Here is a 25,705-nt window from a genome sequence, read left to right on the forward strand (position 1 = left end):
GCAAGTGTGTAGTTCCCCGGTGAAACGGCACCGTCGGGGTGCCGAGCACAATTCGACGTCCGTACCTGACCTCGGGTAGCTCGCCGGAGGTTCCGCCGGAACGGGCTGATCTTCGACGCTCGGGGCTCCCGTCAGTCGGACACCCGCTCGATGTCGGCCCCCAGCCCGCACAGCTGCTTGACGAAGTCCGGATAACCGCGATCGATGTGGAAGACGTCCCAGACCTCGGTGATTCCCTCGGCGCACAGCCCCGCGAGAACGAGCCCCACTCCGGCCCGGATGTCCGAGGCCCACACCGGAGCGCTGGAGAGCCGTTCCTGCCCCCGCACCACGGCGTGGTGCCCGTCGGTACGAGCATCGGCACCCATTCGGACCAGTTCCTCGATGAAGCGGAACCGGGATTCGAAGAGGTTCTCGGTGATCATGGATGTACCGTCGGCCACGGCCGACAGGGCGAGTGCCATTGGCTGCAGATCGGTGGGAAAACCAGGGAACGGCAACGTGACGTAGTCCACCGCGCTGGGACGCCGGTCCATGGCCACGCGAAAGCTCTCGTCCTCGAACGACACCTCGGCCCCCGCGCCACGCAGCTTCTCCAGCACGAGATTCACGTTGTTCGGATCCACCCCGTGCACGGTCACGTCGCCACGGGTGGCAGCGGCGGCGAAGGCCCAGGTCGCCGCCACGATGCGGTCGCCGATGACCTGGTGGCGAACCGGTTCGAGCCGCGGCACGCCGTGCACTGTCAACGTGGAAGTACCCGCTCCCTCGATCCGTGCGCCCATCTGCCGCAGCATCACGCACAGATCCACGATCTCCGGTTCGCGGGCCGCGTTGTCGATCACGGTGGTGCCGTCCGCGAGTACCGAGGCCATCAGAATGTTCTCGGTGGCACCGACGCTGGGGAAATCGAGCCATATCCGCGCACCGTGCAGATTGTCGGCCTCGGCCACCACGGCACCGTGCTCGATGTGGCTGGAAGCCCCCAGCTGCCGCAGCCCGTTCTGGTGCATGTCCAACGGTCGGGAGCCGATCGCGTCCCCACCGGGCAGGGTGACCACCGCGCGCCTGCAGCGAGCCACGAGCGGCCCGAGTACGCACACCGAGGCACGCAACCTGCTCATGTGAACCGAAACGGCTTCGTGACTGATATCGGGCGGTGTGGTGATGGTGGTGGTGGGACCGTCGACGCTGACCGAGCACCCCAGGCTGCGCAGCACATCGGCCATCAGCGGGACGTCCAGGATCTCCGGGCAGTTCGTGATGGTCGTCGTCCCCTCGGCCAGCAGCGAAGCGGCCATCAGCTTCAGCACGCTGTTCTTGGCGCCGACCACGCCGACCTCTCCGACGAGACGGGCGCCACCGTGTACCCGGAAATGCTCACTCACGGACAGCCAGGTTACGGCCGCGGTGCGGTTGATATCCGAGTGGGTGGTACAACGATCGGACCAACGCGCCCACCGATACCCCGAAACGGCCGCCGAAACGGTTCGAGGGTCGAGGACGCATAGGCTTGCACGCATGAGCGTGCACTTGACCAAGATCTACACGCGTACCGGCGACTCGGGTACCACCCGGCTCTCGGACAACTCCGAGGTGTCGAAGACCGATCCGCGGCTGGAAGCCTACGCGGACGTGGACGAGACCAACTCCGTGCTCGGTGTCGCCCTGGCCACCGCCACCTTCGACGCTGACGTGCACGACGTGCTGCGTTCGGTGCAGAACGACCTGTTCGACGTCGGGGCGGATCTGGCCACCCCAGTACTGGTGGAACCGAAGTATCCACCGCTGCGAGTACAGCCGAGCTACGTGTCGCGGCTGGAGAGCTGGTGTGACGAGTACAACGAGCGGCTGGGCAAGCTGGAGTCGTTCATACTCCCCGGGGGCACTCCCGGTGGTGCGCTGCTGCACCAGGCCCGTTGTGTGGCTCGGCGGGCCGAGCGTTCGGCCTGGCGGCTGCTCGACGCCCATCCGGAGGACACCAACGAGGCACCGGCCAAGTATCTCAACCGGCTCTCCGACCTGCTGTTCATTCTCGCCCGCGTGGCGAACCCGGCGGGCGACGTCCTGTGGCGTCCCGGTGGCAACGCGGAACAGGAGTCATGACCCGAAGCCGGTTCGACTTCCCTCAGGTGGATCGACTTCCCGCCGTCGGTATCGCGGTGAAGGCAGATCCATCAATCGGCGCTCCCAGCGCCGATTTCCCACCAAACCCGCAGCTCGCACCGCCGCGGGTTCTCGCGTGCGGCTCTCGTGAGGAAGGCCCGACGTTGTGTAGGTCGCTACCCGATGTCGGGCCTCCCCGCGGCGAGAGCCGTGCGCGAGGTTCCGCCACCCGACCTCGGGGCGGCGTCGACTTCTCGCGAAATCGCCGCACCGGGACCGTCCGTCGAGACGCGACCGTGTGGATCGCAGCGGGGATGTCCCCGGTGCGTGAGTCGGATGCATCGCGAGGCCGGGCCGCTCGCCGCGTAGATCGCTGCTCGACAGCCGGCCCAACGCCGCAAGGCACCGACTCACGTGCCGGCTACCCGACCACCGCACCAGAGCACCTTTCCAAGGTCTAGTTGAGTTCCTTGGCGAAGCATCTGCTGTCGGGCTCGTCGCGGTACACCCCGAACTTGGCTATCTCGTGATAACCGGACGACTCGTACAGACCGATCGCCTCGGGCTGCTGCAGCCCGGTCTCCAGGACCATACGCTTCCGGCCGGCTCGTGCGGCGGTGTCCTCCAGCTCGGCGAGAACCGCCCGCGCGAGGCCGGAGCCACGTGCTTCCGGAACCACGTACATCCGCTTCATCTCGGCGTCGCCGTCCTCGAATCCGTCGACGTCGGAGTCCTGCGAACGCCAGCCACCGATCGCCACCGGAAGCTCGGAGCGGTAGCCGATCAGGAACAGTCCACGCGGCGGCAGGAAGTCCTCGGGCAGCAGCGGCGTGCTGTCGGGCCCACCGTAGCGGTGGACGTACTCCTGCTGCACCTGACGGACGAGTTCACCCGCGTCGGGATGATCGTAGCGACAGATCTCGATTCGCACTTCGCCATGCTAAGCAATGCGTCTCGCAGTCCACCACGGAATTCTCCGGAAGTTTCCGCCCCCGCTGGGACGGCACGGCGGGGTGGGACAGCACGGCGGGGTGGGCGTCAATTTCTCGCGAAATCGCCGCGCCGCTGGGCGAGAGCCGTGCGAGAGGTTCCGCCACAGCAACACCCCGGCAACCCGGGCGGAAAACCTCAATGCCCGGCCCAGGGGGCGACACTGCTGGGCGGCGCCGACTCCATCCAGGAGAGAAAACCCGTCAACGCGTCGTTGCCCATCGCGATCTCGATGTCGTCGCCGGGTCGGCTCAGGTGTACCACCAGCGATCCGGCGGGCATGGTGTAGGTCTCGGCGGTACTGGGGCTGCGCCGAGCGGCGATCTCCATGTCGCCTCGGTTGAGTGCCCAGTCGGGGCCGGAACGCAAACTCAACGCGCGATACCAGGCGAACTCCTCGCCGTGGTAGTGCGCGACCCCCAGATGCCAGCCCCGACCGGGTTCACCGCGGTGGACCCGCAGTGCGACCTCGATGCCCCCCGCCTTGAGCTTGCCCAACCGCCGACGCGCCAGCAGCAGACCGCCGAGCACGGCCAGCACGACGACAACCGCCGAGCCGAGCACGAGGGCAAGCAGCAGGATCGAGGGGCTCATTCGTCGTGGCCGTCAGACGGAGTAGCCCGCCACTCGCAGCCGTGACCTGGCCCGCACCCTGGCCTGTTCATCATCGCCCTCGGCATCACGCCGTGCGGCGGCCACGTCGATCTCCTGAGCCAGCTCCGCCGACTCCGCGAGAACGCTGACGACGCCGTTCGAGGTCGAGAGGAAACCACCGTGCACCGCGGCGGTGACGGTCTCGTGATCGGGGGTCGTGATCTTTACGACTCCCCCTTCGACCAACTGACCGAGCATCGGCTCGTGTCCGGGCAGGATGCCGATTACACCTTCGGTCGTCTGAGCAACCACGCTGGTCGCGGTACCGGACCAGAGTCGGCGCTCCACGGCGACCAGCTCGACGGACATCTCGGCCACGCGTGTCTCCTTCGTCGGTGTGTCGTCGTAGTCTATCCGATGGATCGGGCACGCCCGAACAGCGGCATCACCGTGGTTCGAACCGTCCCGAACACGGCGCGGGTGCCGGGAGTCCCGACACCCGCGATCCGTCGAAGCAACGGGTGACTACCCGATCACTCCTGGTTGTACTTCTCGTAGGCCTGCTGCAGGTCCTCGAGCCCACCGATGGACAGGAACGCCTGCTCCGGGTAATGGTCGAAGTCACCGTTGCAGAGCTTGTCGAACGCCTCGATGGTCTCCTTCAACGGCACGAAGGAGCCCTCCTGGCCGGTGAACTGCTTGGCCACGAAGAAGTTCTGCGACAGGTAACGCTCGATCCGGCGCGCCCGGTTGACGGTGACCTTGTCCTCTTCGGAGAGCTCGTCCATACCCAGGATCGCGATGATGTCCTGCAGCTCCTTGTACTTCTGCAGGATCTGCTTGACCTGCTGGGCCACCCGGTAGTGGTCGTCCCCGACGATGCCGGGGTCGAGGATGCTGGAGGTGGAGGTCAGCGGGTCGACCGCCGGGTAGATCCCCTTCTGAGTGATCGACCGGGACAGCTCGGTCGTCGCGTCCAGGTGGGCGAACGTGGTCGCGGGCGCCGGGTCGGTGTAGTCGTCCGCGGGCACGTAGATCGCCTGCATGGAGGTGATGGAACGCCCCTGCGTGGAGGTGATCCGCTCCTGCAGCGCACCCATCTCGTCGGCCAGGGTCGGCTGGTAGCCGACCGCGGAGGGCATCCGGCCCAACAGGGTGGAGACCTCCTGCCCGGCCTGGGTGAACCGGAAGATGTTGTCGATGAACAGCAGCACGTCCTGGTTCTGCACGTCGCGGAAGTACTCCGCCATCGTGAGCCCGGACAGCGCCACCCGCATACGGGTGCCCGGCGGCTCGTCCATCTGACCGAACACGAGCGCGGTGTCGGCCAGCACGCCGGACTCCGACATCTCGACCCAGAGGTCGTTGCCCTCACGGGTACGCTCACCGACACCGGCGAACACCGAGGTGCCACCGAAGTTCTTGGCGACACGGCGGATCATCTCCTGGATGAGCACCGTCTTACCCACACCGGCACCACCGAACAGGCCGATCTTGCCGCCCTGCACGTAGGGAGTCAGCAGGTCGATGACCTTGATGCCGGTCTCCAGCAACTGGGTCTTGCCCTCGAGCTTGTCGAAGGTCGGCGGGTTCCGGTGGATACTCCAACGCTCCGCGTCGGAGGCGTAACCGGGCTCGTCCAGGCAGTTGCCGAGGGCGTTGAACACGTGGCCCTTGACCACGTCACCGACCGGCACGGAGATGGGGGAACCGCTGTCGGTGACCGGCGCGCCACGCACGAGGCCCTGGGTGGGCTGCATCGAAATGGTGCGCACCACGTTGTCACCGAGGTGCTGCGCGACCTCGAGCGTGACGTTGTTCGACATCCCCACTGCCGTGATCTCCACGGACAGCGCGTTGTTCAGGTCCGGCACGTGATCGCGGGGGAACTCGACGTCCACCACCGGGCCGAGGACCCGGACGACGCGACCGGTGCCAGTAGCAGTGCTAGTGGCAGTTGCAGTCATGTCACTCACTTCCTGCAGACGAGAGCGCCTCGACACCACCGACGATCTCGCTGATTTCCTGGGTGATCTGGGCCTGGCGCGCCCGGTTTGCCTCACGGCTGAGGTTCTGCACGATCTCGTCCGCGTTGTCCGTGGCCGACTTCATGGCGGTACGGCGCGCGGCGTGCTCGGAGGCAGCCGAATCCAGCAACCCGGCGAACAGGCGGGTGTTGATGTATTTCGGAAGCAGCTCCCGGAACAGGGTCGAGGCGTCCGGCTCGAAGTCGTATGCCGGTCGCAGTCCCTGCGATTCGGTGTACTCCACTTCCAGCGGAGCGACGCGCCGGATGATCGGACGCTGGGTGAGCATCGAGACGAACTCGGTGTGCACCAGATGGATCTCGTCCACGCCCAGCACGTCCTCGGGCGTCTCCCGATGCTTGGCCTCTTCGGTGCCCTGCATGAAGGCATTCACCAAGGTCTCACCGACGTCCGCAGCGTTGGCGTAGTCCGGCCGATCGGTGAAACCGCTCCAGCTCTTGGTGATCTCCCGGTTGCGGAATCGGTAGTACGCCTCACCCTTGCGTCCGATCACGTACAGCAACGGGGTCTTGCCCTGCTGCCGCAGCGTGTTCTGCAGCTCCTCCGCCGCGCGGATCACGTTGGCGTTGTAGGCACCACAGAAGCCGCGATCACTGGTGACGACCAGCACGGCGGAGCGCTTGGAGTTCTCCCGCTCGACCAACAGCGGATGATCGAGTGGGCTGGCATCGGCCAGCGCGGTCAGCACCCTGGTGATCTCCTCGGCGTAGGGCCTGGAGGCCTCCACCCTCGCCTGTGCCCGCGTGATCCGCGAGGTGGCGATGAGCTCCTGCGCCTTGGTGATCTTCCGGGTCGACTGCACCGACCGGATGCGGTCTCGTAGTTCGCGAAGCTGAGCCATAGCTACCCGGTCACTTCTCGCTGTCCCCGGCGGGGCGGTTGACCTTCACCGTCTCCTGGGCGACCTCGTCGGCCTCCACGGTGCCGGCCTCGTCGTGCTGCGGGAGCGCAGCACCGCCTTCCGAGGTGGTGAACTGCTTCTTGAATTCCGTGACGGAGTCCTCGATGGCCCGGACACCGTCGTCGGAGAGCTTCTTGCTCTCGACGATGTCCTTGAGCACCGTGTCCTGGTTGCGCCGCATGTGCGCCAGGAACTCGGACTCGAACCGACGCACGTCGGCGGTCGGGACGTCGTCCAGGTGCCCCTTCGTGCCCAGGTAGAGCGAGACGACCTCTTCCTCGACGGGGAACGGCGAACCCTCACCCTGCTTGAGGATCTCCATCAGGCGCGCACCACGATCGAGCTGCGCCTTGGAGGCGGCGTCCAGGTCGGAGGCGAACGCGGAGAAGGCCTCCAGCTCACGGTACTGCGCCAGGTCGATCTTCAACGAACCGGTGACGGTCTTCATCGCCTTGAGCTGCGCGGAACCACCGACACGGGACACCGAGATACCGACGTCGATGGCGGGGCGCTGCCCGGAGTTGAACAGATCCGACTGCAGGAAGCACTGTCCGTCGGTGATGGAGATGACGTTGGTGGGAATGTAGGCCGACACGTCGTTGGCCTTGGTCTCGATGATCGGTAGACCGGTCATCGAACCACCGCCCAGGTCGTCGTGCAGCTTGGCACAACGCTCCAGCAGCCGGGAGTGCAGGTAGAACACGTCGCCGGGATAGGCCTCACGACCGGGCGGACGCCGCAGCAGCAACGAGATCGCACGGTAGGCCTCGGCCTGCTTGGAGAGGTCGTCGAAGACGATCAGCACGTGCTTGCCCTGGTACATCCAGTGCTGACCGATGGCCGATCCCGCGTAGGGGGCCAGCCACTTCAGACCCGGGGAGTCCGACGCGGGGGCGGCGACGATGGTGGTGTAGTCCATCGCGCCCGCTTCCTCCAGCGAACGCTTCGCCGCCGCGATGGTCGAGCCCTTCTGACCGATCGCGACGTAGACGCAGCGAACCTGCTTCTCCGCGTCGCCACTCTCCCAGTTGCTCTTCTGGTTGATGATGGTGTCGAGCGCGACCGTGGTCTTGCCGGTCTTGCGGTCACCGATGATCAGCTGGCGCTGGCCACGGCCGATCGGGGTCATGGAGTCGATGGCCTTGATGCCGGTCTGCATCGGCTCGTTGACCTCTTGGCGCTGGACGACCGAAGCGGCCTGCAGTTCCAGGTCGCGGTTCTGCTCGGCCTCGATGTCGCCGAGCCCGTCCATGGGCTCACCGACCGCGTTGACCACGCGGCCGAGGAAGTTGTCGCCAACCGGTACAGACATCACCTTGCCGGTGCGCCTGACTTCCTGGCCCTCCTCGATCTGGTCGGCTTGACCCAGGATGACCGCACCGATCGACTGCGCCTCGAGGTTCATCGCGACGCCGTAGATGCCGCCGGGGAACTCCAGCAGTTCCTCGGTCATGACCGAAGGCAGACCCTCGACATGGGCGATGCCGTCACCGGTGTCCGTGACGACCCCGACCTCCTCGCGGCTGACCTCGGGTGAGTAGCTGGAGACGTACTTCTCGATCGCACTGCGGATCTCGTCCGACGAGATCGTCAGCTCCGCCATGTCTCGTTCCTGCTCTCGCTTCGTTCTGTGGAAAGGGGGTCCGGCCCCTTCCGACGACGGACTCGGGTATGCCGTCCGTCAGTCGGAGAGGTCGCGCCGCAGTGCCTGCAGCCGTCCGGACGTGCTGCCGTCGATGACTTCCTCACCGACCCGGATGACCAGCCCACCACCGATTTGCGGGTCCACTTCCAGGTGTACCGCAATCGGCCGCGCGTATATGCGCTGCAGGGTACTGGCCAATCGCTGCTGCTGCTCGTCGCTGAGCGGAATCGCCGAGCGAACGTGGGCGACCGAACGTTCCCGCCGCTTGGCGGAAAGCTCGGCCAGCTCCTCCAGCCCTTCGCTGAGGTGCTGCCCCGACGACTGCTCGACCAACTGCCGAACCAGTCGCTCGGTCACGTCCTCGACCCTGCCGCCGACCAGCTGTTGGATGACGGCTCCCTTACCGGTGGCATCGGCCGCGGGGTCCGACAACAGCCGTTCCAGCTCGGGTTGACCGCCGATGATGCGGCCCAGCCGGAACAGCTCGTCCTCGACCGCGTCGAGCCTGCCCGCACGCTCGGCCTGCACCAGCAGCGCGACACGGGCGAGCCGTTCGAGACCGTGCACCAGGTCACCGGGGTACGACCAGCGAACTCCCACCGCCTCGGTGACCACCGGCAGCGCCCGTGCACCGAGGTGATCGGTCAGCAGTTCGCGGACCAAACCTTGCCTGGACTCAGCGGGGGTGGCGGCATCGGCAAGAGCACGCCGCAGGGCGGACTCGCCGCGCAACAGCGCGGCGACCCCGAACAACTCCTCGGCGAGCCCGGTGATCTCCGCGGGTCCTGCCCCGTCAGTGGCCTGCAACAGCTGCAGCTCGCTAGCTGCCAGGGCATCGCGACTCGCGGCGTTCACGAGGGTGCTCAACTCTGCACGCCTTTCTCTCCTGGGCCCATCACTTACGTCCCTTCGACCTTCGACCGAACGGTCGGAACCGTTCAGCTGTTGGCCGACGTCGACGGGGCGGAAGCGGCGTCCAGCTCGTCCAGGAACCGGTCCACCGTGCCGCGCCGCCGGGCCTCGTCCTCGAGGGATTCACCGACGACCTTGCTCGCCAGATCAACGGCCTGCCTGCCGAGATCCTCACGCAGCTCCGCGATGACCTGCGAACGCTGCGCGGCGAGCTGTGCCTGACCCTGGCTGATGATGCGGTCGCTCTCCTCCTGAGCCTGCGAACGCATCTCGTCCAGGATCTGCTGCCCCTCGGCACGGGCGTCGTCGCGAATCCTGGCGGCCTCCGCGCGTGCCTCGGCGAGCTGTGCCTTGTACTGCTCCAGGGTGCGCTGTGCCTCGGCCTGCGCCTCCTCGGCACGGGCGATGCCACCCTCGATCCGTTCGCTGCGCTCCTGGTAGACCTTCTCGAAGCGTGGAACGGCGTACCTGTAGAGCACGAAGAGGAGGGCGGCGAACGCGACGAAACCGACGATTATCTCGGCCGGAGCGGGCAGAATCGGATTGTGGCCCTCCGCTGCCAGCACCATCTTGTTCTCCATCAGGACTTCTCCCAACCCGTCAAGCTGTCAGACTCAGGCGGCGGAAGCGATGAAGTAGATGACCAGACCGATCAGCGCCAGCACCTCGACCAGAACGAAGGAGATCCAGGCGATACCCATCAGCTGGCCCTGCGCCTCGGGCTGGCGAGCGGTTCCGTTGATAACGGCCGACCAGATCAGACCAACGCCGATACCGGGACCGATCGCACCGAGGCCGTAGCCGATGGCGGCCAGACCAGGGTTGATGTTGCTTGCGGTCTCCGCAGCCTGTGCAAGAACGATGTTGCTCACTGTTACTACCTTTCAACTCGGTCCGCATAACTCGCGGATCGTGAGGTCTCGATCTGTCCTTCAGTGGTCTTGCGCGAGTGCGGCACCGATGAAGTTGGCGGTGAGCACCGCGAAAATGTACGCCTGCAAGACCTGAATCAAGGCCTCGGCGAAGGTCAGAAGGATCGCGAAGGCGAAGCTGACGATGGAAACCGGCTTGAGCAGCGCACTCCCCTCGAGCAGCAGGAACTGCCCACCGAGGGTGAACACCAGCAGAATGAGGTGTCCGGCGAACATGGCCGCGAAGACTCGGATGGCCAGCGCCGCCGGCTGGAACAGGAACTTCTGCAGGAACTCGATGGGGGCCAGCAGAACGTAGACCGGCTTGGGTACCCCCGGGGGGAACATCACATGCTTGAAGTACCCCAGGAAGCCGTGCCGCCGGAATCCCACGGTGTGGATAACGACGTAGACCATGAGGAACAGTGCGATCGGGAAACCGATCTTGGCCATCGTGGGGTACTGGATCAGCGGAATGATCCCGAACAGGTTGTTCACCAGGATGAAGGTGAACAGCCCGAAGATCAGCCCGATGAAGGGGCGGAAGTGCTGCGCCCCGATCTGATCCCTGGCGATCGTGTTCCTGCTGAAGTCGTAGATGTACTCCGCCGCGAACTGAGCCTTGCCAGGTACCAACTTGAGATTGCGGGTGGCAATCAAGAAGTACGCACCGACGATGACAGCCGAGAGCACTACGAGCACGATCGGCTTGGTGACTTCACCAAAGATCGGCGGGAGGAAAAAGCTATCGACACCGGGCGGCTCGAAAGTTCCGCCCTGGCTCAACACCAGCGCGCCCAACTGGGCTCCTTCCGGTTCTCCCGGCTGGAGCTAACTCCACCGGGGGAATCGTCACGATTTGCACTCAACGTACCTGATACACGATCGAGGACTAAGGGGCCCTCCCACCGGGCAGGTTCCGCCAGGCAAGCCCCACGGGACGGACCACTACTCCCGGGAGCGGAGGACGTACTCGCGTCGAAACCCGAGTTACCTGCGCAGCGAACCCTACCATTCGGTAATAAAACGGTCGTAACGCCCACACGCCAGGACGAGTGCCCCGGGGCGAGTCGGTTCGTTCAGGAGCGGTCCGCCACCGCGATCGTGGGGGTCCTGGTTTTGCGGAAGCCGCGCACCTCGGCCGCGGTCCACACCAGGACCGTGACCAGTATCGTCAGCGCCACGGCATCCACGTGGACGAAGTCGAGCCCACGCAGCAGGGTCACCACCACGAACAGCACGATCATCTTCCCGATGTAGCCGCCCAGCGCGGCCACCATCACGAACATCGGGTGAAAATCGGCCGTACTTCGCATCAACCACAGCGTGAGCAGCGACGAACCGAAAGCCACCGCGCCACCGATCAACCCGCCCAGCAGCCCCGGCATCCCTGTCAGGAAAGCGGCGACGACCGTGCACAACAGCACGGCCAGGGCACCCGGCAGCACGGCGGCGCGAAGCATGGCCGCGGCCAACCGGCGCACCGTCCGGGCGTGTGGATTCGTCTCCTCGGCCGTGGGCCGGTCGGTGTCGTCGGGCGTTCCGGTCGCTTCCGTCATCACTCTCCCGCCGCGAAGTTCTACTTGGTCCTCATTCGGGGTATCGCGGATACGGTACCCGCTACGAGCACCGCGAAACCCACAGCCCATGCCACGAGGAGCATATCGTCGAACAGCGTGAGCGAGACGGCACCGAACGCGACCACCCCGGCCCACAGATAGATGAGCAGCACCGCACGCCGCTGCGAGTGCCCCAGCTCCAGCAGCCGGTGGTGCAAGTGCATCTTGTCGGCGTGGAACGGGCTCTTACCCGCCCTGGTCCTGCGCACCACGGCCAGGCTCAGGTCCAGCAGCGGCACGAACAGCACCGCCGCCACCACCAACAACGGAGCGAACAGTCCGAAGGCGTCCAGGCTCGTGGGGTCCATCTTGCCCGCGGCGGTGGTGCTGGCCGAGGCGAGCATCAGCCCGATCAGCATGGATCCCGAGTCACCCATGAAGATGCGGGCGGGCTGGAAGTTGTGCGGCAGGAAACCGAGACAGGCACCGGCTATGGTCGCCGCGATGAGCGCGGGCGGATAAGCCGTGACGTCGCCACCCTGGTCGTTGAGCAGCCCCAGGCAGAACGCACAGGTCGCGCTGGCGGCTATCAGACCTATGCCGGAGGCGAGACCGTCCAACCCGTCGACGAAGTTCATCGCGTTGACCATGGCCACGGTCAACAGCACCGTCAGCAGCTGCCCCTGGTTTCCGCTGAGCACCAGCACCGAACCGGACTCACCGCCCTGGCCGCCGGGCAGCATGTACCACTGCACACCCATCAGCACCAGAATCCCCGCCGCGGTGACCTGACCAGCCAGCTTGGTCCACGAATCGAGTTCGAAGCGGTCGTCCAGCGCGCCGACGAGCGTGATCAGCCCACCGGCGAAGATCACGGCGAGCGCGTCGTTGGAGTAGTCGAACCCGCGGGAGAGAGCGGGCAGGTTACCGGCGAGGAACATGCCGCCGAGCACGCCGAAGTACATCGCGACCCCGCCCATCCTGGGGATGGGGGTCGAGTGCACGTCCCGGCGTCTGGGATGCGCCACGGCCCGGCCGCGGATGGCGAAAATCCGGATCAGCCCGGTGAGCAGGAAAGTCACGGCCGCGGAAGTCAGGCACACCAGCAAGTACTCGCGTGCGGGCACCCCGACCGGCGCCCAGGAGGGGACGGTATCCATCGTCGCCACCTAGCCGTGCGTGGGAACGTGGCGTACGACACCGCTTTGATCCCACGACAGCACAGTCACCGTTGGTTGCTCCTCGTCATTTTCCGGGGCGAACACGAAAACCGGCGCAACCGCGCCGACGCGCTGTTGCCGACAACCGCGCGGCACGGGACGAAGGCGTCGTCCACTGGCCGCGCACGCTCGTTCACGCTATCGAGAAGCGGTGCGGCACGCCGCGCGGGTCCGCACCGACGATCTCGGGACATCACCGCGGCACCGTTTCAGCAGGTCAATACCCCGCACGGCGCAGAGTGACACGAGTTCCACGCAGCGGCTACTCACCCGTCCGCGGGAGGAGCGGGTCGGACGAACAGCCGCACGAGACGAACGGCGCGTTACTCCACCGGTAGCTCGACACCAAGTTCGGCGGCCAGCTCGTCCCGACCGACCGCTCCTTCACGCAGCACCCGCGGCTGATCCCCGGTAAGGTCCACGATCGTGGAAGCGACGGGTTCGCCGGAGGGTCCGCCGTCCAGATAGACCGGAACGGCCTCACCGAGCTGCTCCCGCGCCTGCTCCACGGTGGCGGCGGGGGGATTGCCGGTGGTGTTGGCACTCGAAACAGCCATGGGGCCGACCTCGCGCAACAGATCCAGAGCCACCGGGTGCAGCGGCATCCGGAGGTTGACCGTGCCGCGGGTCTCCCCCAGGTCCCAGGACAGGGAGGGTGCCTGCGGTAGAACCAGCGAAAGCCCACCGGGCCAGAACGCCTCGATGAGTGCCCTGGCCTGCCGCGGCACGGACATGACCAACCCGTCGACGGTGTTCCAAGAGCCAACCAGCACCGGAACGGGCATGTCGGGGCCGCGTCCCTTCGCCGAGAGCAATGCGCGGACCGCCTCCGGGTCGAACGCGTCCGCACCGATTCCGTAAACCGTGTCGGTCGGCAGGACAACCAGTCCACCGCCGCGCAACGAACTCGCAGCCCTGCTCAGGCCGGCACTGCGACCGTCCGGGCTGTCGCAATCATAGACCGTGCTCACGGTCCCAAATCCTGGCACGCGCCCGAAACTCGGCTGCGAGTGGTACCTCACCCGCGCATCGGGCAACATGTCCGGGCGATCTCCCTCGCCAGGGACGACAACGGTTCCAGGAGGACACCCCATGACCGCTCCACCACAGGGCGCGGCGACCGAACACGCCGAGTTCCCGGCGGGCACGATCCGCTACTACCGGGCAGGCACGACGGGCCCCGCGATCGTGTTGGTGCACGGTGGCGGCGTCGACAACGCGATGATCAGTTGGCGGCACACGATTCCGGCCCTGGCGGCGGACCACCGCGTCTTCGTCCCGGATCTTCCCCGGCACGGTGGCAGCCGGAACTGGTCGGGCCGGGTCGGTCAGCGCACGATGGAGGAGATACTGCACTGGCTGCTGGATCTCTGGGGGGTCGAGAGGGCGGTGCTGGTGGGACTGTCCACCGGGGGCAGTGCGGTGACGGGTTTCACACTGCGCTATCCGCGGCGGGTCAGCGGACTCGTACTCGTCGCCTCCGGCGGCCTGCGACACCGGATCGCCGGACAACTGCCGATGTATCTGATGCTGCGATCCCGCGTCGCGGGACCGGCGATCGCGAGGCTGGCGAAGCTTTCCCGCGGGACGTGTCGGCGATACCTGAGTCGTGGTGTGCTGCACGCACCCGGACGCGTGGCCGATCTCGAACAGTTGCTCGACGAAGTTCTCGCGGAACTTCGTGGGACGGATTCGGTGTTCTCCGACTGGCTTTTCGAGGCGGTGGGTAGCCGGAGCATGCGGGTCAACCACCTGCCGCTGTTGGACCGTGTCCGCTGCCCGACCATGCTGATCCACGGTGCGGCCGACCGGCAGGTTCCGTTCCAGGTCTCCCGAACGGCGGCCGATGTCATGCCGGGCTCGGAACTGCGGGTGCTCACCGAAGCCGGCCACTGGTGCCACCGCGAGAAACCCGGCGAGTTCAACGCCGCGCTGCGGGAATTCCTCAACCGCGGCGGGAAGCCCTGACTCACGCGGCGGGAAGCCTTGATTCGGATCGCCGGAACCGCTTCGGGGCGGCGTCGATTTCTCGCGAAATCGCCGCGCCGCGGGGCGCGGACTCACGTGCACGGCTGCCCGACCGCGCGCGGGAGCTCCGTCACGAGCTCCCGGAGGGGCCCTGGGGTTTCTTCTCGGCCGTGGCGAAACGAGGCCGCCCCGCCAGATCCGAATGATCCTGCACCTCGGTCAGCGTCCCGCTGTCGTTCATGAGCGCGGGCACCGCCTCGGCGTGCGTGTCGTCGTGCTCGACCGCGAGAACACCACCGGGACGCAGCAGGCCGATGGCACGCGTCAGCACGTGCGGCACGATCTCGAGACCGTCACGACCGGCGAAGACCGCCGCGTACGGGTCGTACTCCCACACCTCCGGAGGCACCGGAGTGCCTTCCGGCACGTAGGGCGGATTGCAGACCACCAGGTCGACGATCCCGTCGAACCCGGTGAGCAGGGTGGGGTCGGTGACGTCCCCGGCGACCACCTCCACGGAGGTGTCCGCGGTGGCACGGAGCGAGTCGGCGTTGTGCCGAGCCCATTCCAACGCGGCCGGATCGTTGTCCACGGCAAGCACGCGAGCGTCGGTGCGCTGCCGGGCGACGGCCAGCGCGAGCGCACCGGATCCACTGCACAGATCGACCACGAGGGGGTCACGCACCGACCGGATGCGGGTCAATGCCCATTCCAGCAACTGCTCGGTTTCCGGGCGAGGCACGAACACGCCGGGGCCGACGGAGAGCGTCGTGCTCCCCAGCGCGGCAGTACCGGTCAGATGCTGCAGCGGGACGCGCTCCGCGCGGCGACGTACCAACTCCTGCAACGAGTCGAGCACGGCGGGTTCGAGGGGTGGCAGCAGCAGCAACCGAGGGCGCTCGACACCGAGCAGGTGAGCCGCGAGTGACTCCACATCGGCACGTGGACTGGGAATCCCCGCCGCTGCCAACACGCGCTCGCCTTCCAGGATGGCCAACCGCAACGGCTTTCGTTCCACGGTGGTAACGATCCTTTCAGGATGCTCGCGGAGGGCGAGTTCGGCGAGAATCACCGTGCGCTGCCCCGGAGGCTTCGGAGACGTCCGAGAACGGACCGACCGAGGCCCGGTGTTCCCGGTGGTCGAGCACGGACGGACTCACGGGCCCCGACCGGCGGATCGGGCGGAAAACCGGAATCAGACCCCGGCCTGCATCCGTTCGTTCCGATCGGCCTCACGCAACGCGCCGAGCACTGAATCCAACTCACCTTCGAGCACGTGGTCGAGGTTGTACGCCTTGAAGTTGATGCGGTGGTCGGAGATCCGGTTCTCCGGGAAGTTGTAGGTGCGCACCCGCTCCGAGCGATCCACGGTACGGACCTGGCTGCGTCGTGTCTCCGCCACCTCGCGTTCGGCCTCTTCCTCGGCCATGGCCTGCAGCCGAGCGCGCAGCACCTGGATGGCGCGCAGCTTGTTCTGCAGCTGCGACTTCTCGTTCTGGCAAGCCACCACGACACCCGAGGGCAGGTGTGTGATCCGCACCGCGGAGTCGGTCGTGTTCACGCTCTGTCCGCCGGGGCCCGAGGAACGGTAGACGTCGATGCGCAGGTCCTTCTCGTCGACCTCGACCTCGACCTCCTCCGGCTCCGGGTAAACCAGCACGCCGGCGGCGGAGGTGTGCACTCGTCCCTGCGACTCGGTGACGGGAACACGCTGCACCCGGTGCACCCCGCCCTCGAACTTGAGCTTGGACCAAACTCCTTCGAGACCGGGCTCGCCCTTGGACTTGACCGTGGCGATGACGTCCTTGTACCCGCCGAGGTCGGATTCGGTGGCGCCGAGTATCTCGGCATGCCAACCCTGCCGCTCGGCGAACCGCAGATACATCCGGAGCAGATCACCGGCGAACAGTGCCGACTCCTCGCCACCCTCGCCGGACTTGATCTCCAGCACGACATCGGAGCCGTCGCGTTGATCCCGCGGCGCCAGCAGTTCGGCGAGCCTGTCCTCCAGTTCCGGAATCCGCTGCTCGAGCTGCTCGGCCTCACTGGCCAGACCGGGATCCTCGTCGGCGAGTTCCCGTGCGGTGGCCAGGTCGGAGCGGGCGTTCTCGAGCTCTCGCGCCGTGCGCACGATCGGAGTCAACTCGGCGTGTCGCTTACCGAGCTTACGGGCCCGCGCCTGGTCGGCATGCACGTCCGGATCCGCGAGCCGCCCTTCAAGCTCGGTGTACTCGGCGAGCAACTCCTCGAGCCTCGACGTCTCCACGGTGCTCCCCACTTTCGCTACGAGTCCGATACGAGAACGGCGCCCGCCACGTTGTCGAAACGGCGGGCGCCGCGGACCCGGCTACTTCTTGGTGCGAGCGTTCTGCGGACGACGACCGTACCGAGCCTCGAACTTGGCCACGCGGCCGCCGGTGTCCAGGATCTTCTGCTTGCCCGTGTAGAACGGGTGGCAGTTGGAGCAGACCTCGACGCTGATGTGCCCGCTGGTCTTGGTGCTGCGGGTGGTGAAGCTGTGCCCGCAGTCGCAGATGACCTGGGTCTCGACGTACTCGGGATGAATGTCGCTCTTCATGTCTCGTCCTCTCTTCGTGGCACCGGGTCCTCGCGGTGTCAACCGGAGGTGAACCGGCACCGGAACCGGAACAGGTCCCGATTCTGTCAGACCGGGGACCGCTGCTCGGCAACGCCCGAAGCAGCGTGGGTATTCCCGGAGGAGGCGCGCCCGGGGACGATGTGAACCGCCCGCGCCAGCTGCTCGTCGATTCCCCGTAGCTCGCGCCACTCGAGAGCGGCCCAACGCCGCGAGGCGAAACCTCACGTGACCTCACGGGCCGGGCACGGCCTGCCCCCGCGAATTTCGTCACGGGCTCCACGAGCCGCAAGGGTCGAGCTTGGGTCGGGCTTGTGTCGCTACGTCGGTTCGGCATCCCCGAGAAGCGGTGGGAACCGCTTCGCGACGGCTCACCGCACCACCGACACAGCCCGTCCCACGCGCTCCCCTACTCGTCCTCCTTGCCCGGAGTGGTCTTGGCGACCTGGGTGAGGAACTCGATGTTGGTACGGGTCTTGCGCAACTGGTCCCGGACCAGTTCGAGAGCCTGCTGCGTGTCCAACGCCGCCAGCACCCGGCGCAGCTTCTGGTGCACGGCCAGTTCGTCGGACGACATCAGCAGCTCGTCCTTACGAGTGCTGGAGGCGTCCACGTCCACCGCCGGGAACAGCTGCTTGTTGGCCAGCTTGCGGTCGAGCTTGAGCTCGGCGTTGCCGGTTCCCTTGAACTCCTCGAAAATCACGGTGTCCATGGCGGAACCGGTTTCCACCAGCGCGGTGGCGAAAATGGTCAGCGAACCGCCGTTCTCGATGTTGCGTGCCGCACCCAGGAACCGCTTGGGCGGATACAGCGCCGTGGAGTCCACACCACCGGACAGGATCCGTCCGGACGCCGGCGCGGAGAGGTTGTAGGCACGGCCGAGACGCGTGATCGAGTCCAACAGCACCACCACGTCGTGTCCCATCTCGACCAGCCGCTTGGCACGCTCGATGGAGAGCTCGGCGACCGTGGTGTGGTCCGACGGCGGACGGTCGAAGGTGGAGGCGATGACCTCACCCTTGACCGAGCGCTGCATGTCGGTGACCTCTTCGGGGCGCTCGTCGGCGAGCACGACCATCAGGTGGCACTCGGGGTTGTTCGTGGTGATCGAGTTGGCGATCGACTGCAGGATCATCGTCTTGCCCGCCTTCGGCGGGGAGACGATCAACGCACGCTGCCCCTTGCCGACGGGCATGACCAGGTCGATAACCCTGCTGGTCATACCCTGCGGGTCGGTTTCCAGGCGGAGCCGTTCGTTGGGGTAGAGCGGAGTGAGCTTGTGGAACTCCGAACGCTTCTTGGCGGCCTCGGGCTCCAGCCCGTTGATGGCGTCGACCCGCACCAGCGGGTTGAACTTCTGCCGTTGCTGCTCACCCTCGCGCGGCTGCCGGACCACACCCTTGAGGGCGTCGCCACGACGCAGTCCGTACTTGCGAACGAGCGAGAGCGAGACGTAGACGTCGTTGGGTCCGGCGAGATAGCCGGAGGTCCGGACGAACGCGTAGTTCTCCAGCACGTCGAGGATGCCTGCCACGGGTAGCAGCACGTCGTCGTCGCGCACCTCGGGCTCGTTGTCGCCGCGGCCACGCCCGCGTCTGCGGTCCCGGAAACGACGGCTGCGCCTGTTGCCGCGATCCTCGTCGTCCTGCCTGTTGTTGTCGTTGCGGTTGTTGTCGCCACGACCGTCCCGACGGTTCTCCTGCCTGTCACCGTTACCGCCGTCCTGGCGGTCCTGGCGATCCTGGCGGTTGTCGGTGCGTTCCGCCCGACCCCCGCCGTCCGCGCCGCCGCCCCGGTCGTTGCGGTCGCCGCGCTCGTCCTGGTCCTGGTTGCCGGACGGACGCTGCGAGGAACGGCGACGACGGTTGTTCCGACGTCCCTCCTCACCGGATCCGTCGTTACCGGAGCGACGTGAACCGCCCCGATTCGGTGCGGAACCGTTGGAGCGTTTCTCGGTGCCGGATTCGGTGGCCGGGTCCTGGGCATCGTCCTTATCGGAGGGCGAGCCCGCGGCGGGTTTGCCGGAGGTCCGCTCCGCCGTCCGGTTCCCGGCGCCCTGATCCCTGCCGCCTCGACCCTTGGTCTGCTGACCCTTGGTGCCTCGGCTTTCGGTGTCCTGGGTGTTGTTCTCCGGGGCCGCCTGCTGGTCGAGAGTCGGCTGACGGGTACCGGACTCCGCCTGGCGTGGCGCGGCGGTACCTCCCTGGCGCTCCTTGATTGCGGCGATCAGGTCGCCCTTACGCAAGCCCGTGGTGTCGATCCCCAATTCGTCGGCGAGTTGCCGCAGTTCGGCGAGCACCATGCCCGACAGGCCACCCCGGCGGCGTGCGCTGCCGTTGGTTCCTGATCCGGAGGCTGCCTGCTGCGACTCGGACTCCTGCCGGCCGGACGGAGAGACGCCGTTGGTCGTCTCGCTGCTCAACAGATCGGTGTTGCTCACGAATGTCCTTCCTGACCGGATCCGCGCCTCCTACGCGGCCCAGCGGATTACCCCGCTCGCTGCGAACACGAGCGGCCTTGTAGTGCTACCGGCCCCTTTATCGAATGAACTCGACGAGGACACCCGGCGCGCGTGGTGTCGGCACCCACTCGAAAACCGGCAGCACCGGGCAGCGGAGGCGCCCGACTCGCGCACCCGTGGTGATATCACTCGTCCACAGCGGTACCACCACCTGCCGGAACAACCGTGACCGTGTCCGTTCACCACTCCCGGATGCGTACCTTGCTGCTCACTCGTTACCGGACTCACCGAATCGACCGATGTCGAGGAGGTCCGCACTGTTCGTTCGGAGCGCGATCCCGCGCGGTCGCGGAATACGGTGACCAGAGAGGCCGAAACCTCCACTGTGGTCACCGAGTTATTCGTGACTGCCGTGCGGAACCACAATCCGTAACGCCAGAGCTCCCAGTCCGACACCGGCAACTGCGTGAAGTTCGACTCGACGACGCGAACCCCATTGAGTTGACAACTCCTGCCTCGGCCACCGCGATCGGCCACCCGCCGTCCTGATCTTCACCCGTAAGGTGCAGTCGATTCACAGCGAGGGATGCATCCCGGAAAGAAGCTCCCGGGCAAGGCACCGGCGCCGATGCGCCCGGTGACTGATTGACCTTGAGGGTATACGCCGAGTCACTCCGGTGCAACAACCAAGAGCATGACACGCCCACAGCTGGAGCGTCCCCTACTCGGTCACGAGTCTGTCGGTCTCACCCGCCGAACCACGAACCCGGTGCGACAGCACGGGAATTCACCGGCCCCGGCTACCGTGCCCCGGGCCTCGCAGGACCGCCGGTCCGACGACGGCGATGCCGACATTCCCTTTATACCACTCGAAACACCGGCCACCACGACCCCGGCCCCGATCGGGATCCACCGTCACGGAACACCTGCCGGGAAACCCCATCGGGGACGAGTTGGGACCGGCGTCACCGCCCCGAGGACGAGCGACGGACGAGGCCGGTGACCACCGCCCCGGTCAACTCATCCGGTCGACCCGCACGCCGGTCCGGTCCACATCCAGCCGCCTGACCTCGAAGTCCCCCACCACCGACGAATCGGGAAGCTCACCGCCGGGTGGCAGGGCGAACACCGTGGGGCCTGCCCCGGAAACGACGGCCGGCACTCCGTTATTCCGGAGCCGGTGGACGAGTTCCAGCGTTTCCGGCATCGCGGGCCCACGGTACTCCTGGTGCAGCCGGTCCTCGGTGGCTTCGAGCAGCAGTTCCGGCTCGGTGGTCAGCGCGTGCACGGCCAGAGCCGTGCGCCCGGCGGCGAACACCGCGTCGGAGTGCGGCACCGTCTCCGGCAGCAACCCCCTCATCGTGTGAGTGGCGGACTCCACGCCGGGGATGAACACCACGGGAGCCAGCTCCGAATGCGGTTCCAGTCGAACGGATCGATAACGATTTTCCACATTCCACGCGACGATCAACCCGCCGAACAGCGCCGCCGCGACATTGTCGGCGTGTCCCTCGTAGGAGGCCGCCAGTCGCAGCGCCTCCGCACGAACCGGCTCGGCGCGAACGTCGAGCCCGGCCAGCCGATAACCGGCTGCCACCCCCGCGACGATCGCGGCGGCGGACGAACCGAGCCCCCGCGCGTGCGGTACGGCGTTCGTGCAACGCAGCCGCAGCGCGGGCGGTGAAACACCGAGTCGATCCATGGTCGCGTGCAGCACCCGAACCACCAGGTGACTCTCGTCGACGGGGACCTCACCGGCGCCGGAGCCGGTGACCTCGACACGCGCGGTCCGCGGTGCGGCATCGGTGCGGGTGATCTCCACGACATCGTGCAGTGCCAACGCCACGGCCAGCGTGTCGAACCCGGAACCGAGATTCGCGGTGGAAGCGGGAACGGTCACCCGGAAAGCGGAATCCGTTCCACCCGCGGCCGATTCGGCGTCGTAACCGGAGGGAAGGACGGCACCGGAACTCAAGACAGCTCCAGAGCCGTGGCCACCGCATCCGGATCGACCGGGAGAGGCTCCACCTCCACCATGTCGGCCAACGCGGTGTCCGGATCCTTGAGGCCGTGCCCGGTGACCGTGCACACAACAGTGGAACCGCTCGGCAACCGGCCGTCGGCCGAGGTGGCGAGCAGCCCGGCGATGCTCGAAGCCGAGGCGGGCTCCACGAAAACGCCCTCCTTCGAGGCCAGCAGCCGATAAGCCTCCAGGATCCGCTCGTCGGTGATCGCCTCGAACAACCCGTTCGAGGCGTTCTTGGCGTCCACCGCCCCGGCCCAGGAGGCCGGGCTGCCGACACGGATCGCTGTGGCCACGGTTTCGGGCGACGCGACGGGCTCACCGGAAACCAGCGGTGCGGCGCCGGCGGCCTGGAAACCGAACATCGCCGGGGCGCGATCGCTGCGCCCCTCGTCGGCGTACTGGCGGTAACCGGCCCAGTAGGCGGTGATGTTTCCCGCGTTGCCCACCGGGAGGCAGTGCACGTCCGGTGCCGTGCCGAGGGCGTCGCAGATCTCGAAAGCCGCCGTCTTCTGGCCCGCCAACCGAACCGGATTGACGGAGTTGACCAGCGTCACCGGGTACTCCACCGCCGTTTTGCGCGCCAGTTCCAGGCAGTCGTCGAAGCTTCCCCGCACCTGCAGGATGCGCGCGCCGTGCACCACGGCCTGGGCGAGCTTGCCCATGGCGATCTTGCCCTGCGGCACGAGCACGGCCGAGGTCATTCCGGCGCGTGTGGCGTAGGCCGCCGCCGAGGCCGAGGTGTTGCCGGTGGAAGCGCAGATCACGGCACGCATGCCCGCGGCCTTGGCGTGGGTCATCGCCATCGTCATACCGCGGTCCTTGAACGAACCGGTCGGATTGGCCCCCTCGACCTTGACGAGGACCCGGCAACCGGTCAGTTCCGAGAGGTACGGGGCGGGCACCAGCGGGGTGTTGCCCTCGTACAGGGTCACCACCTCGGCGTCGTCGGGAACGCCGATCCGGTCACCGTAGGCTTCGATGATCCCACGCCAACCGGTACCTGCCCCGGACGCCGCGAGTTGTGCTTGCGAGGTCAAGACGGTTCACCCTCCACACGCATAACGCTGGCGACCTCGTTGACCGAGGAGAGCCGTGCGATCTGTTCCACGGTGGCGCGCAGCGCGGAGTCCGCGGCGGTGTGGGTGACCACCACGAGGCTGGCATCGGCCCCCCGGCCCTGCTGTCGAACCACGGAGATACTGACGTCGTGCTCGTTGAACGTGGCGGCCACCTGGGAAAGCACACCCGGCCGGTCGGCCACGTCCAGACTGATGTGGTACCGCGTGGGAGTCCAGTCCATGGAACGCGCGGGGAGCTGCGCGTGCGCGGACTCGCGCGGTCCCTTGCCGGAAACCACCACGTTGCGGGCGGCGGCGACGAGGTCGCCCAGCACCGCACTGGCGGTGGGAGCACCACCGGCTCCCTGCCCGTAGAACATGAGCTGCCCCGCGGACTCGGCTTCGACGAAGACCGCGTTGAACGCCCCGCCGACCCCGGCCAGCGGGTGGTCGCGCGGAATCATGGCCGGATGAACGCGCGCGGATACGGACTCGGTGCCGTCCTCGTCGAACACGCGCTCGCAGATGGCCAGCAGCTTGACCGTGCGGTTCAGCGAGCGTGCCGCCTCGATGTCACCGGCTCCGATACCCGAGATCCCCTCCCGGTGGACGTCACCGGCGCCGACCCTGGTGTGGAAGGCCAGTGAAGCCAGGATGGCCGCCTTGGAGGCGGCGTCGAATCCGTCGACGTCTGCCGTGGGGTCGGCCTCGGCGTAACCGAGCCGGCCCGCCTCTTCCAGCGTCTCCTCGTAACCGGCACCCGTGGAGTCCATGGCGGAGAGGATGTAGTTGCTGGTGCCGTTGACGATCCCGGTCACGCGGTTGATGCGATCACCCGCCAGCGACTCCCGCAGCGGACGAAGCAGCGGAATCGCCCCGGCCACCGCCGCCTCGAAGTAGATGTCCACCCCGTTGGCGTCGGCGGCCGCGTACAGTTCCGAGCCGTGCTCGGCCAGCAGTGCCTTGTTGGCGGTCACCACGGACTTACCGGCGCGCAGCGCGGCCAGCAACAGCGAACGCGCGGGTTCGATACCGCCGATCAGCTCCACGACCACGTCCGCACTGCCCTCCACCAGGGCGGCGGCGTCCGTGGTCAGCAGCTGCTCGGGTACATCGGGGTGCTTGTGCGGACGACGTACCGCCACTCCGGTGACACGAACCGGCGCACCGGTTCGAGCGGCGTACTCGGTGGGGTACTCCTGCAGCAGGCGCACCACCTCGGTGCCGACGGTGCCGCAGCCCAGCAGCGCCACCCTGATCGGTTCCCGATCCTCGATCACTCACACCTCCAGGCGAAGCAGGTCGTCCTCGGTCTCCCTGCGGAGCAACAACCGCGACTGCCCGTCGCGTACCGCGACGACCGCGGGCTTGGGGAGTCGGTTGTAATTGCTGGCCATCACGTAGCAGTACGCACCGGTGGCGGCCACCGCCACCAGATCCCCCGGTGCGACATCCTCGGGCATCCAGCTGTCGCGCACCACCACATCGCCGGATTCGCAGTGTTTGCCCACGATGCGGGACAACGCACCGCTCCGTTCCCCGGCGCGCGAGACCAGTCGGCAGTCGTATGCGGCGTCGTAGAGCGAAGTGCGGATGTTGTCACTCATACCGCCGTCGACGCTTACGTAGCGGCGGGAAGCCCCACCGTCGAGGGCGACGTCCTTGATCGTGCCCACTTCGTAGAGCGTGACCGTGCCGGGTCCCGCGATGGCACGACCCGGTTCGACGGCTATCCGCGGCGGGTCGAACCCGGCCGCCGCGCACTCCTTGCGCACGATCTCGTTCAGCCCGGCGGCGAGCTCGGCGGGCGGCAGCGGATCGTCGTCGGCGGTGTAGGCGATGCCCTGGCCACCGCCGAGGTCCACCGTTCCGACCGTCTCCAGCGCCCGCTCACCGTGTTCGGCACGCAGTTCGGCCAGCAGACCGATCACCCGGTGTGCCGCCAGTTCGAAACCGTTGTCGTCGAAGATCTGCGAGCCGATGTGGCTGTGCAGCCCCACCAGCAGCAGCGAATCCGACTTCAGCACACGGCGCGCCGCTTCGGCGGCGTCGCCGGAGGCGAGCGAGAAACCGAACTTCTGGTCCTCGTGCGCGGTGGCGATGAACTCGTGGGTGTGCGCCTCCACGCCCACGGTCAGCCGGATCATCACCCGCTGACGCGTACCGTGCTCGGCGGCGAGGTGCTCCAGCCTGGCGATCTCGTGGAACGAGTCGAGCACGATCGCGCCGACCCCGGCTTCGAGCGCGGACGTCAGCTCCGCCGTTGACTTGTTGTTGCCGTGCATCGCGATGCGCTCCGGTGGGAAGCCGGCTCGCAGCGCCACTCGCAGTTCGCCACCGCTGCAGACGTCCAGCCCGAGGCCCTCCTGGTCGACCCAGCGGGCCACCTCGGTGCACAGGAACGCCTTGGCGGCGTAGTGCACGGCGGCGGGATCGCCGAACGCGGCGGTGTACTCCCGGCACCGGGCACGGAAGTCGTCCTCGTCGAGCACGAACAGCGGCGTGCCGTACCGCTCGGCCAGTTCCCGGACGTCGCATCCGGCGATGGTGGTAACCCCGTCGGCACCCCGCGTCGCGTTGCGGGGCCAGACGGCGGGGTGCAGTCGATTGGTCTCCTCCGGGGAGGAGGGGGCCGGTCCGGCGGCATCGGCGTTCACGGCGACGTCGGCGTGCCTCGGCCCGGCTGGATGGGCGCGCATCATGCGCCTCC

24 protein-coding genes are annotated in these 25,705 nt (G+C 67.1%); 2 read left to right on the forward strand and 22 right to left on the reverse strand.

The annotated features are described in order from the left end of the window. Window positions 1-131 precede the first annotated feature (131 nt). Complete coding sequence (gene murA, locus BM394_RS07665; protein WP_092975893.1) at window positions 132-1,388, reverse strand: UDP-N-acetylglucosamine 1-carboxyvinyltransferase; 1,257 nt, start codon at window positions 1,386-1,388, stop codon at window positions 132-134. 133 nt (window positions 1,389-1,521) lie between these two features. Between murA and BM394_RS07670 the strand changes: the two genes are divergently transcribed. Then, the gene (locus tag BM394_RS07670; RefSeq protein ID WP_092975896.1) at window positions 1,522-2,106 is read left to right on the forward strand and encodes a cob(I)yrinic acid a,c-diamide adenosyltransferase; all 585 of its coding nucleotides are present in this window, start codon (window positions 1,522-1,524) and stop codon (window positions 2,104-2,106) included. 457 nt (window positions 2,107-2,563) lie between these two features. On the opposite strand, the gene BM394_RS07675 is transcribed toward BM394_RS07670, so the two are convergent. The 13 genes from BM394_RS07675 to BM394_RS07735 all read right to left on the reverse strand — a co-directional run bounded on the left by BM394_RS07675 (window position 2,564) and on the right by BM394_RS07735 (window position 13,857). Beyond that, entirely contained in the window at window positions 2,564-3,037 is a 474-nt protein-coding gene (locus BM394_RS07675) for a GNAT family N-acetyltransferase (protein ID WP_092975899.1), read from the reverse strand. Window positions 3,038-3,234: 197 nt separating this feature from the next. Next, window positions 3,235-3,690 (reverse strand): DUF2550 domain-containing protein, encoded by a 456-nt coding sequence (locus BM394_RS07680; RefSeq protein WP_092975902.1) that lies wholly within the window; start codon window positions 3,688-3,690, stop codon window positions 3,235-3,237. Window positions 3,691-3,702: 12 nt separating this feature from the next. Next, window positions 3,703-4,068, reverse strand: a complete 366-nt coding sequence (locus tag BM394_RS07685; protein WP_092923911.1) for a F0F1 ATP synthase subunit epsilon — start codon at window positions 4,066-4,068, stop codon at window positions 3,703-3,705. 155 nt (window positions 4,069-4,223) lie between these two features. Next, window positions 4,224-5,657 (reverse strand): F0F1 ATP synthase subunit beta, encoded by a 1,434-nt coding sequence (atpD, locus tag BM394_RS07690; protein WP_092975905.1) that lies wholly within the window; start codon window positions 5,655-5,657, stop codon window positions 4,224-4,226. Window position 5,658: 1 nt separating this feature from the next. Continuing rightward, the gene (locus tag BM394_RS07695; RefSeq protein WP_092923917.1) at window positions 5,659-6,579 is read right to left on the reverse strand and encodes a F0F1 ATP synthase subunit gamma; all 921 of its coding nucleotides are present in this window, start codon (window positions 6,577-6,579) and stop codon (window positions 5,659-5,661) included. A 10-nt stretch (window positions 6,580-6,589) separates the two neighbouring features. After that, on the reverse strand, window positions 6,590-8,242 hold the full coding sequence (atpA, locus tag BM394_RS07700; protein WP_092923920.1) for a F0F1 ATP synthase subunit alpha: 1,653 nt from the start codon (window positions 8,240-8,242) through the stop codon (window positions 6,590-6,592). 78 nt (window positions 8,243-8,320) lie between these two features. After that, window positions 8,321-9,151, reverse strand: a complete 831-nt coding sequence (locus BM394_RS07705; protein WP_092975907.1) for a F0F1 ATP synthase subunit delta — start codon at window positions 9,149-9,151, stop codon at window positions 8,321-8,323. A gap of 71 nt (window positions 9,152-9,222) precedes the next feature. Further along, window positions 9,223-9,777, reverse strand: coding sequence for a F0F1 ATP synthase subunit B (locus BM394_RS07710; protein ID WP_092923926.1), 555 nt, complete (start codon window positions 9,775-9,777; stop codon window positions 9,223-9,225). A gap of 33 nt (window positions 9,778-9,810) precedes the next feature. Next, complete coding sequence (locus tag BM394_RS07715; RefSeq protein WP_092923928.1) at window positions 9,811-10,068, reverse strand: ATP synthase subunit c family protein; 258 nt, start codon at window positions 10,066-10,068, stop codon at window positions 9,811-9,813. Window positions 10,069-10,128: 60 nt separating this feature from the next. After that, window positions 10,129-10,908, reverse strand: coding sequence for a F0F1 ATP synthase subunit A (atpB, locus tag BM394_RS07720; protein ID WP_092923931.1), 780 nt, complete (start codon window positions 10,906-10,908; stop codon window positions 10,129-10,131). Window positions 10,909-11,186: 278 nt separating this feature from the next. Continuing rightward, on the reverse strand, window positions 11,187-11,666 hold the full coding sequence (locus BM394_RS07725) for a Cg1360 family ATP-synthase-associated protein (RefSeq protein WP_092975910.1): 480 nt from the start codon (window positions 11,664-11,666) through the stop codon (window positions 11,187-11,189). Window positions 11,667-11,686: 20 nt separating this feature from the next. Continuing rightward, window positions 11,687-12,826: an MraY family glycosyltransferase gene (locus BM394_RS07730; RefSeq protein ID WP_092975913.1), complete on the reverse strand. Its 1,140-nt coding sequence runs from the start codon at window positions 12,824-12,826 to the stop codon at window positions 11,687-11,689. 383 nt (window positions 12,827-13,209) lie between these two features. Further along, on the reverse strand, window positions 13,210-13,857 hold the full coding sequence (locus tag BM394_RS07735) for an L-threonylcarbamoyladenylate synthase (protein WP_092975916.1): 648 nt from the start codon (window positions 13,855-13,857) through the stop codon (window positions 13,210-13,212). 121 nt (window positions 13,858-13,978) lie between these two features. Between BM394_RS07735 and BM394_RS07740 the strand changes: the two genes are divergently transcribed. Continuing rightward, the gene (locus BM394_RS07740) at window positions 13,979-14,854 is read left to right on the forward strand and encodes an alpha/beta fold hydrolase (protein WP_092975919.1); all 876 of its coding nucleotides are present in this window, start codon (window positions 13,979-13,981) and stop codon (window positions 14,852-14,854) included. A gap of 130 nt (window positions 14,855-14,984) precedes the next feature. Here BM394_RS07740 and prmC read toward each other — a convergent pair whose 3' ends face one another. From prmC to lysA, 8 genes are all read right to left on the reverse strand, one after another. Then, on the reverse strand, window positions 14,985-15,872 hold the full coding sequence (gene prmC / locus BM394_RS07745; protein ID WP_092976322.1) for a peptide chain release factor N(5)-glutamine methyltransferase: 888 nt from the start codon (window positions 15,870-15,872) through the stop codon (window positions 14,985-14,987). Window positions 15,873-16,049: 177 nt separating this feature from the next. Continuing rightward, window positions 16,050-17,120 carry a peptide chain release factor 1 gene (prfA, locus tag BM394_RS07750; RefSeq protein ID WP_092976325.1) on the reverse strand — a complete coding sequence of 357 codons (1,071 nt, stop codon included), beginning with the start codon at window positions 17,118-17,120 and terminating at the stop codon, window positions 16,050-16,052. Between the two features lie 81 nt (window positions 17,121-17,201). Then, window positions 17,202-17,432, reverse strand: coding sequence for a 50S ribosomal protein L31 (gene rpmE / locus BM394_RS07755; protein WP_092923946.1), 231 nt, complete (start codon window positions 17,430-17,432; stop codon window positions 17,202-17,204). 427 nt (window positions 17,433-17,859) lie between these two features. Next, window positions 17,860-19,890: a transcription termination factor Rho gene (rho, locus tag BM394_RS07760; RefSeq protein ID WP_092975921.1), complete on the reverse strand. Its 2,031-nt coding sequence runs from the start codon at window positions 19,888-19,890 to the stop codon at window positions 17,860-17,862. A 1,036-nt stretch (window positions 19,891-20,926) separates the two neighbouring features. After that, the gene (gene thrB, locus BM394_RS07765) at window positions 20,927-21,811 is read right to left on the reverse strand and encodes a homoserine kinase (RefSeq protein ID WP_165400774.1); all 885 of its coding nucleotides are present in this window, start codon (window positions 21,809-21,811) and stop codon (window positions 20,927-20,929) included. A 71-nt stretch (window positions 21,812-21,882) separates the two neighbouring features. Further along, window positions 21,883-22,974, reverse strand: coding sequence for a threonine synthase (gene thrC, locus BM394_RS07770; RefSeq protein ID WP_092975927.1), 1,092 nt, complete (start codon window positions 22,972-22,974; stop codon window positions 21,883-21,885). After that, window positions 22,971-24,275: a homoserine dehydrogenase gene (locus tag BM394_RS07775; protein ID WP_092975930.1), complete on the reverse strand. Its 1,305-nt coding sequence runs from the start codon at window positions 24,273-24,275 to the stop codon at window positions 22,971-22,973. Before BM394_RS07775 ends, thrC begins: the two co-directional genes overlap by 4 nt. Next, window positions 24,276-25,694, reverse strand: coding sequence for a diaminopimelate decarboxylase (gene lysA, locus BM394_RS07780; RefSeq protein ID WP_092976328.1), 1,419 nt, complete (start codon window positions 25,692-25,694; stop codon window positions 24,276-24,278). It abuts the gene before it with no gap. Window positions 25,695-25,705 lie beyond the last annotated feature (11 nt).

The organism is Actinopolyspora lacussalsi subsp. righensis (assembly GCF_900116555.1).
Taxonomy (GTDB): Bacteria; Actinomycetota; Actinomycetes; order Mycobacteriales; family Pseudonocardiaceae; genus Actinopolyspora; species Actinopolyspora lacussalsi.

What these genes read in the sequence shown, in the direction of transcription:
- BM394_RS07670 (WP_092975896.1), top strand. Translation starts at nt 1,522, where the DNA reads ATGAGCGTGCACTTGACCAAGATCTACACGCGTACCGGCGACTCGGGT.
- BM394_RS07680 (WP_092975902.1), bottom strand. Translation starts at nt 3,690, where the DNA reads ATGAGCCCCTCGATCCTGCTGCTTGCCCTCGTGCTCGGCTCGGCGGTT.
- atpD (WP_092975905.1), bottom strand. Translation starts at nt 5,657, where the DNA reads ATGACTGCAACTGCCACTAGCACTGCTACTGGCACCGGTCGCGTCGTC.
- BM394_RS07695 (WP_092923917.1), bottom strand. Translation starts at nt 6,579, where the DNA reads ATGGCTCAGCTTCGCGAACTACGAGACCGCATCCGGTCGGTGCAGTCG.
- atpA (WP_092923920.1), bottom strand. Translation starts at nt 8,242, where the DNA reads ATGGCGGAGCTGACGATCTCGTCGGACGAGATCCGCAGTGCGATCGAG.
- BM394_RS07710 (WP_092923926.1), bottom strand. Translation starts at nt 9,777, where the DNA reads ATGGAGAACAAGATGGTGCTGGCAGCGGAGGGCCACAATCCGATTCTG.
- BM394_RS07725 (WP_092975910.1), bottom strand. Translation starts at nt 11,666, where the DNA reads ATGACGGAAGCGACCGGAACGCCCGACGACACCGACCGGCCCACGGCC.
- BM394_RS07730 (WP_092975913.1), bottom strand. Translation starts at nt 12,826, where the DNA reads ATGGATACCGTCCCCTCCTGGGCGCCGGTCGGGGTGCCCGCACGCGAG.
- BM394_RS07740 (WP_092975919.1), top strand. Translation starts at nt 13,979, where the DNA reads ATGACCGCTCCACCACAGGGCGCGGCGACCGAACACGCCGAGTTCCCG.
- rpmE (WP_092923946.1), bottom strand. Translation starts at nt 17,432, where the DNA reads ATGAAGAGCGACATTCATCCCGAGTACGTCGAGACCCAGGTCATCTGC.
- lysA (WP_092976328.1), bottom strand. Translation starts at nt 25,694, where the DNA reads ATGCGCGCCCATCCAGCCGGGCCGAGGCACGCCGACGTCGCCGTGAAC.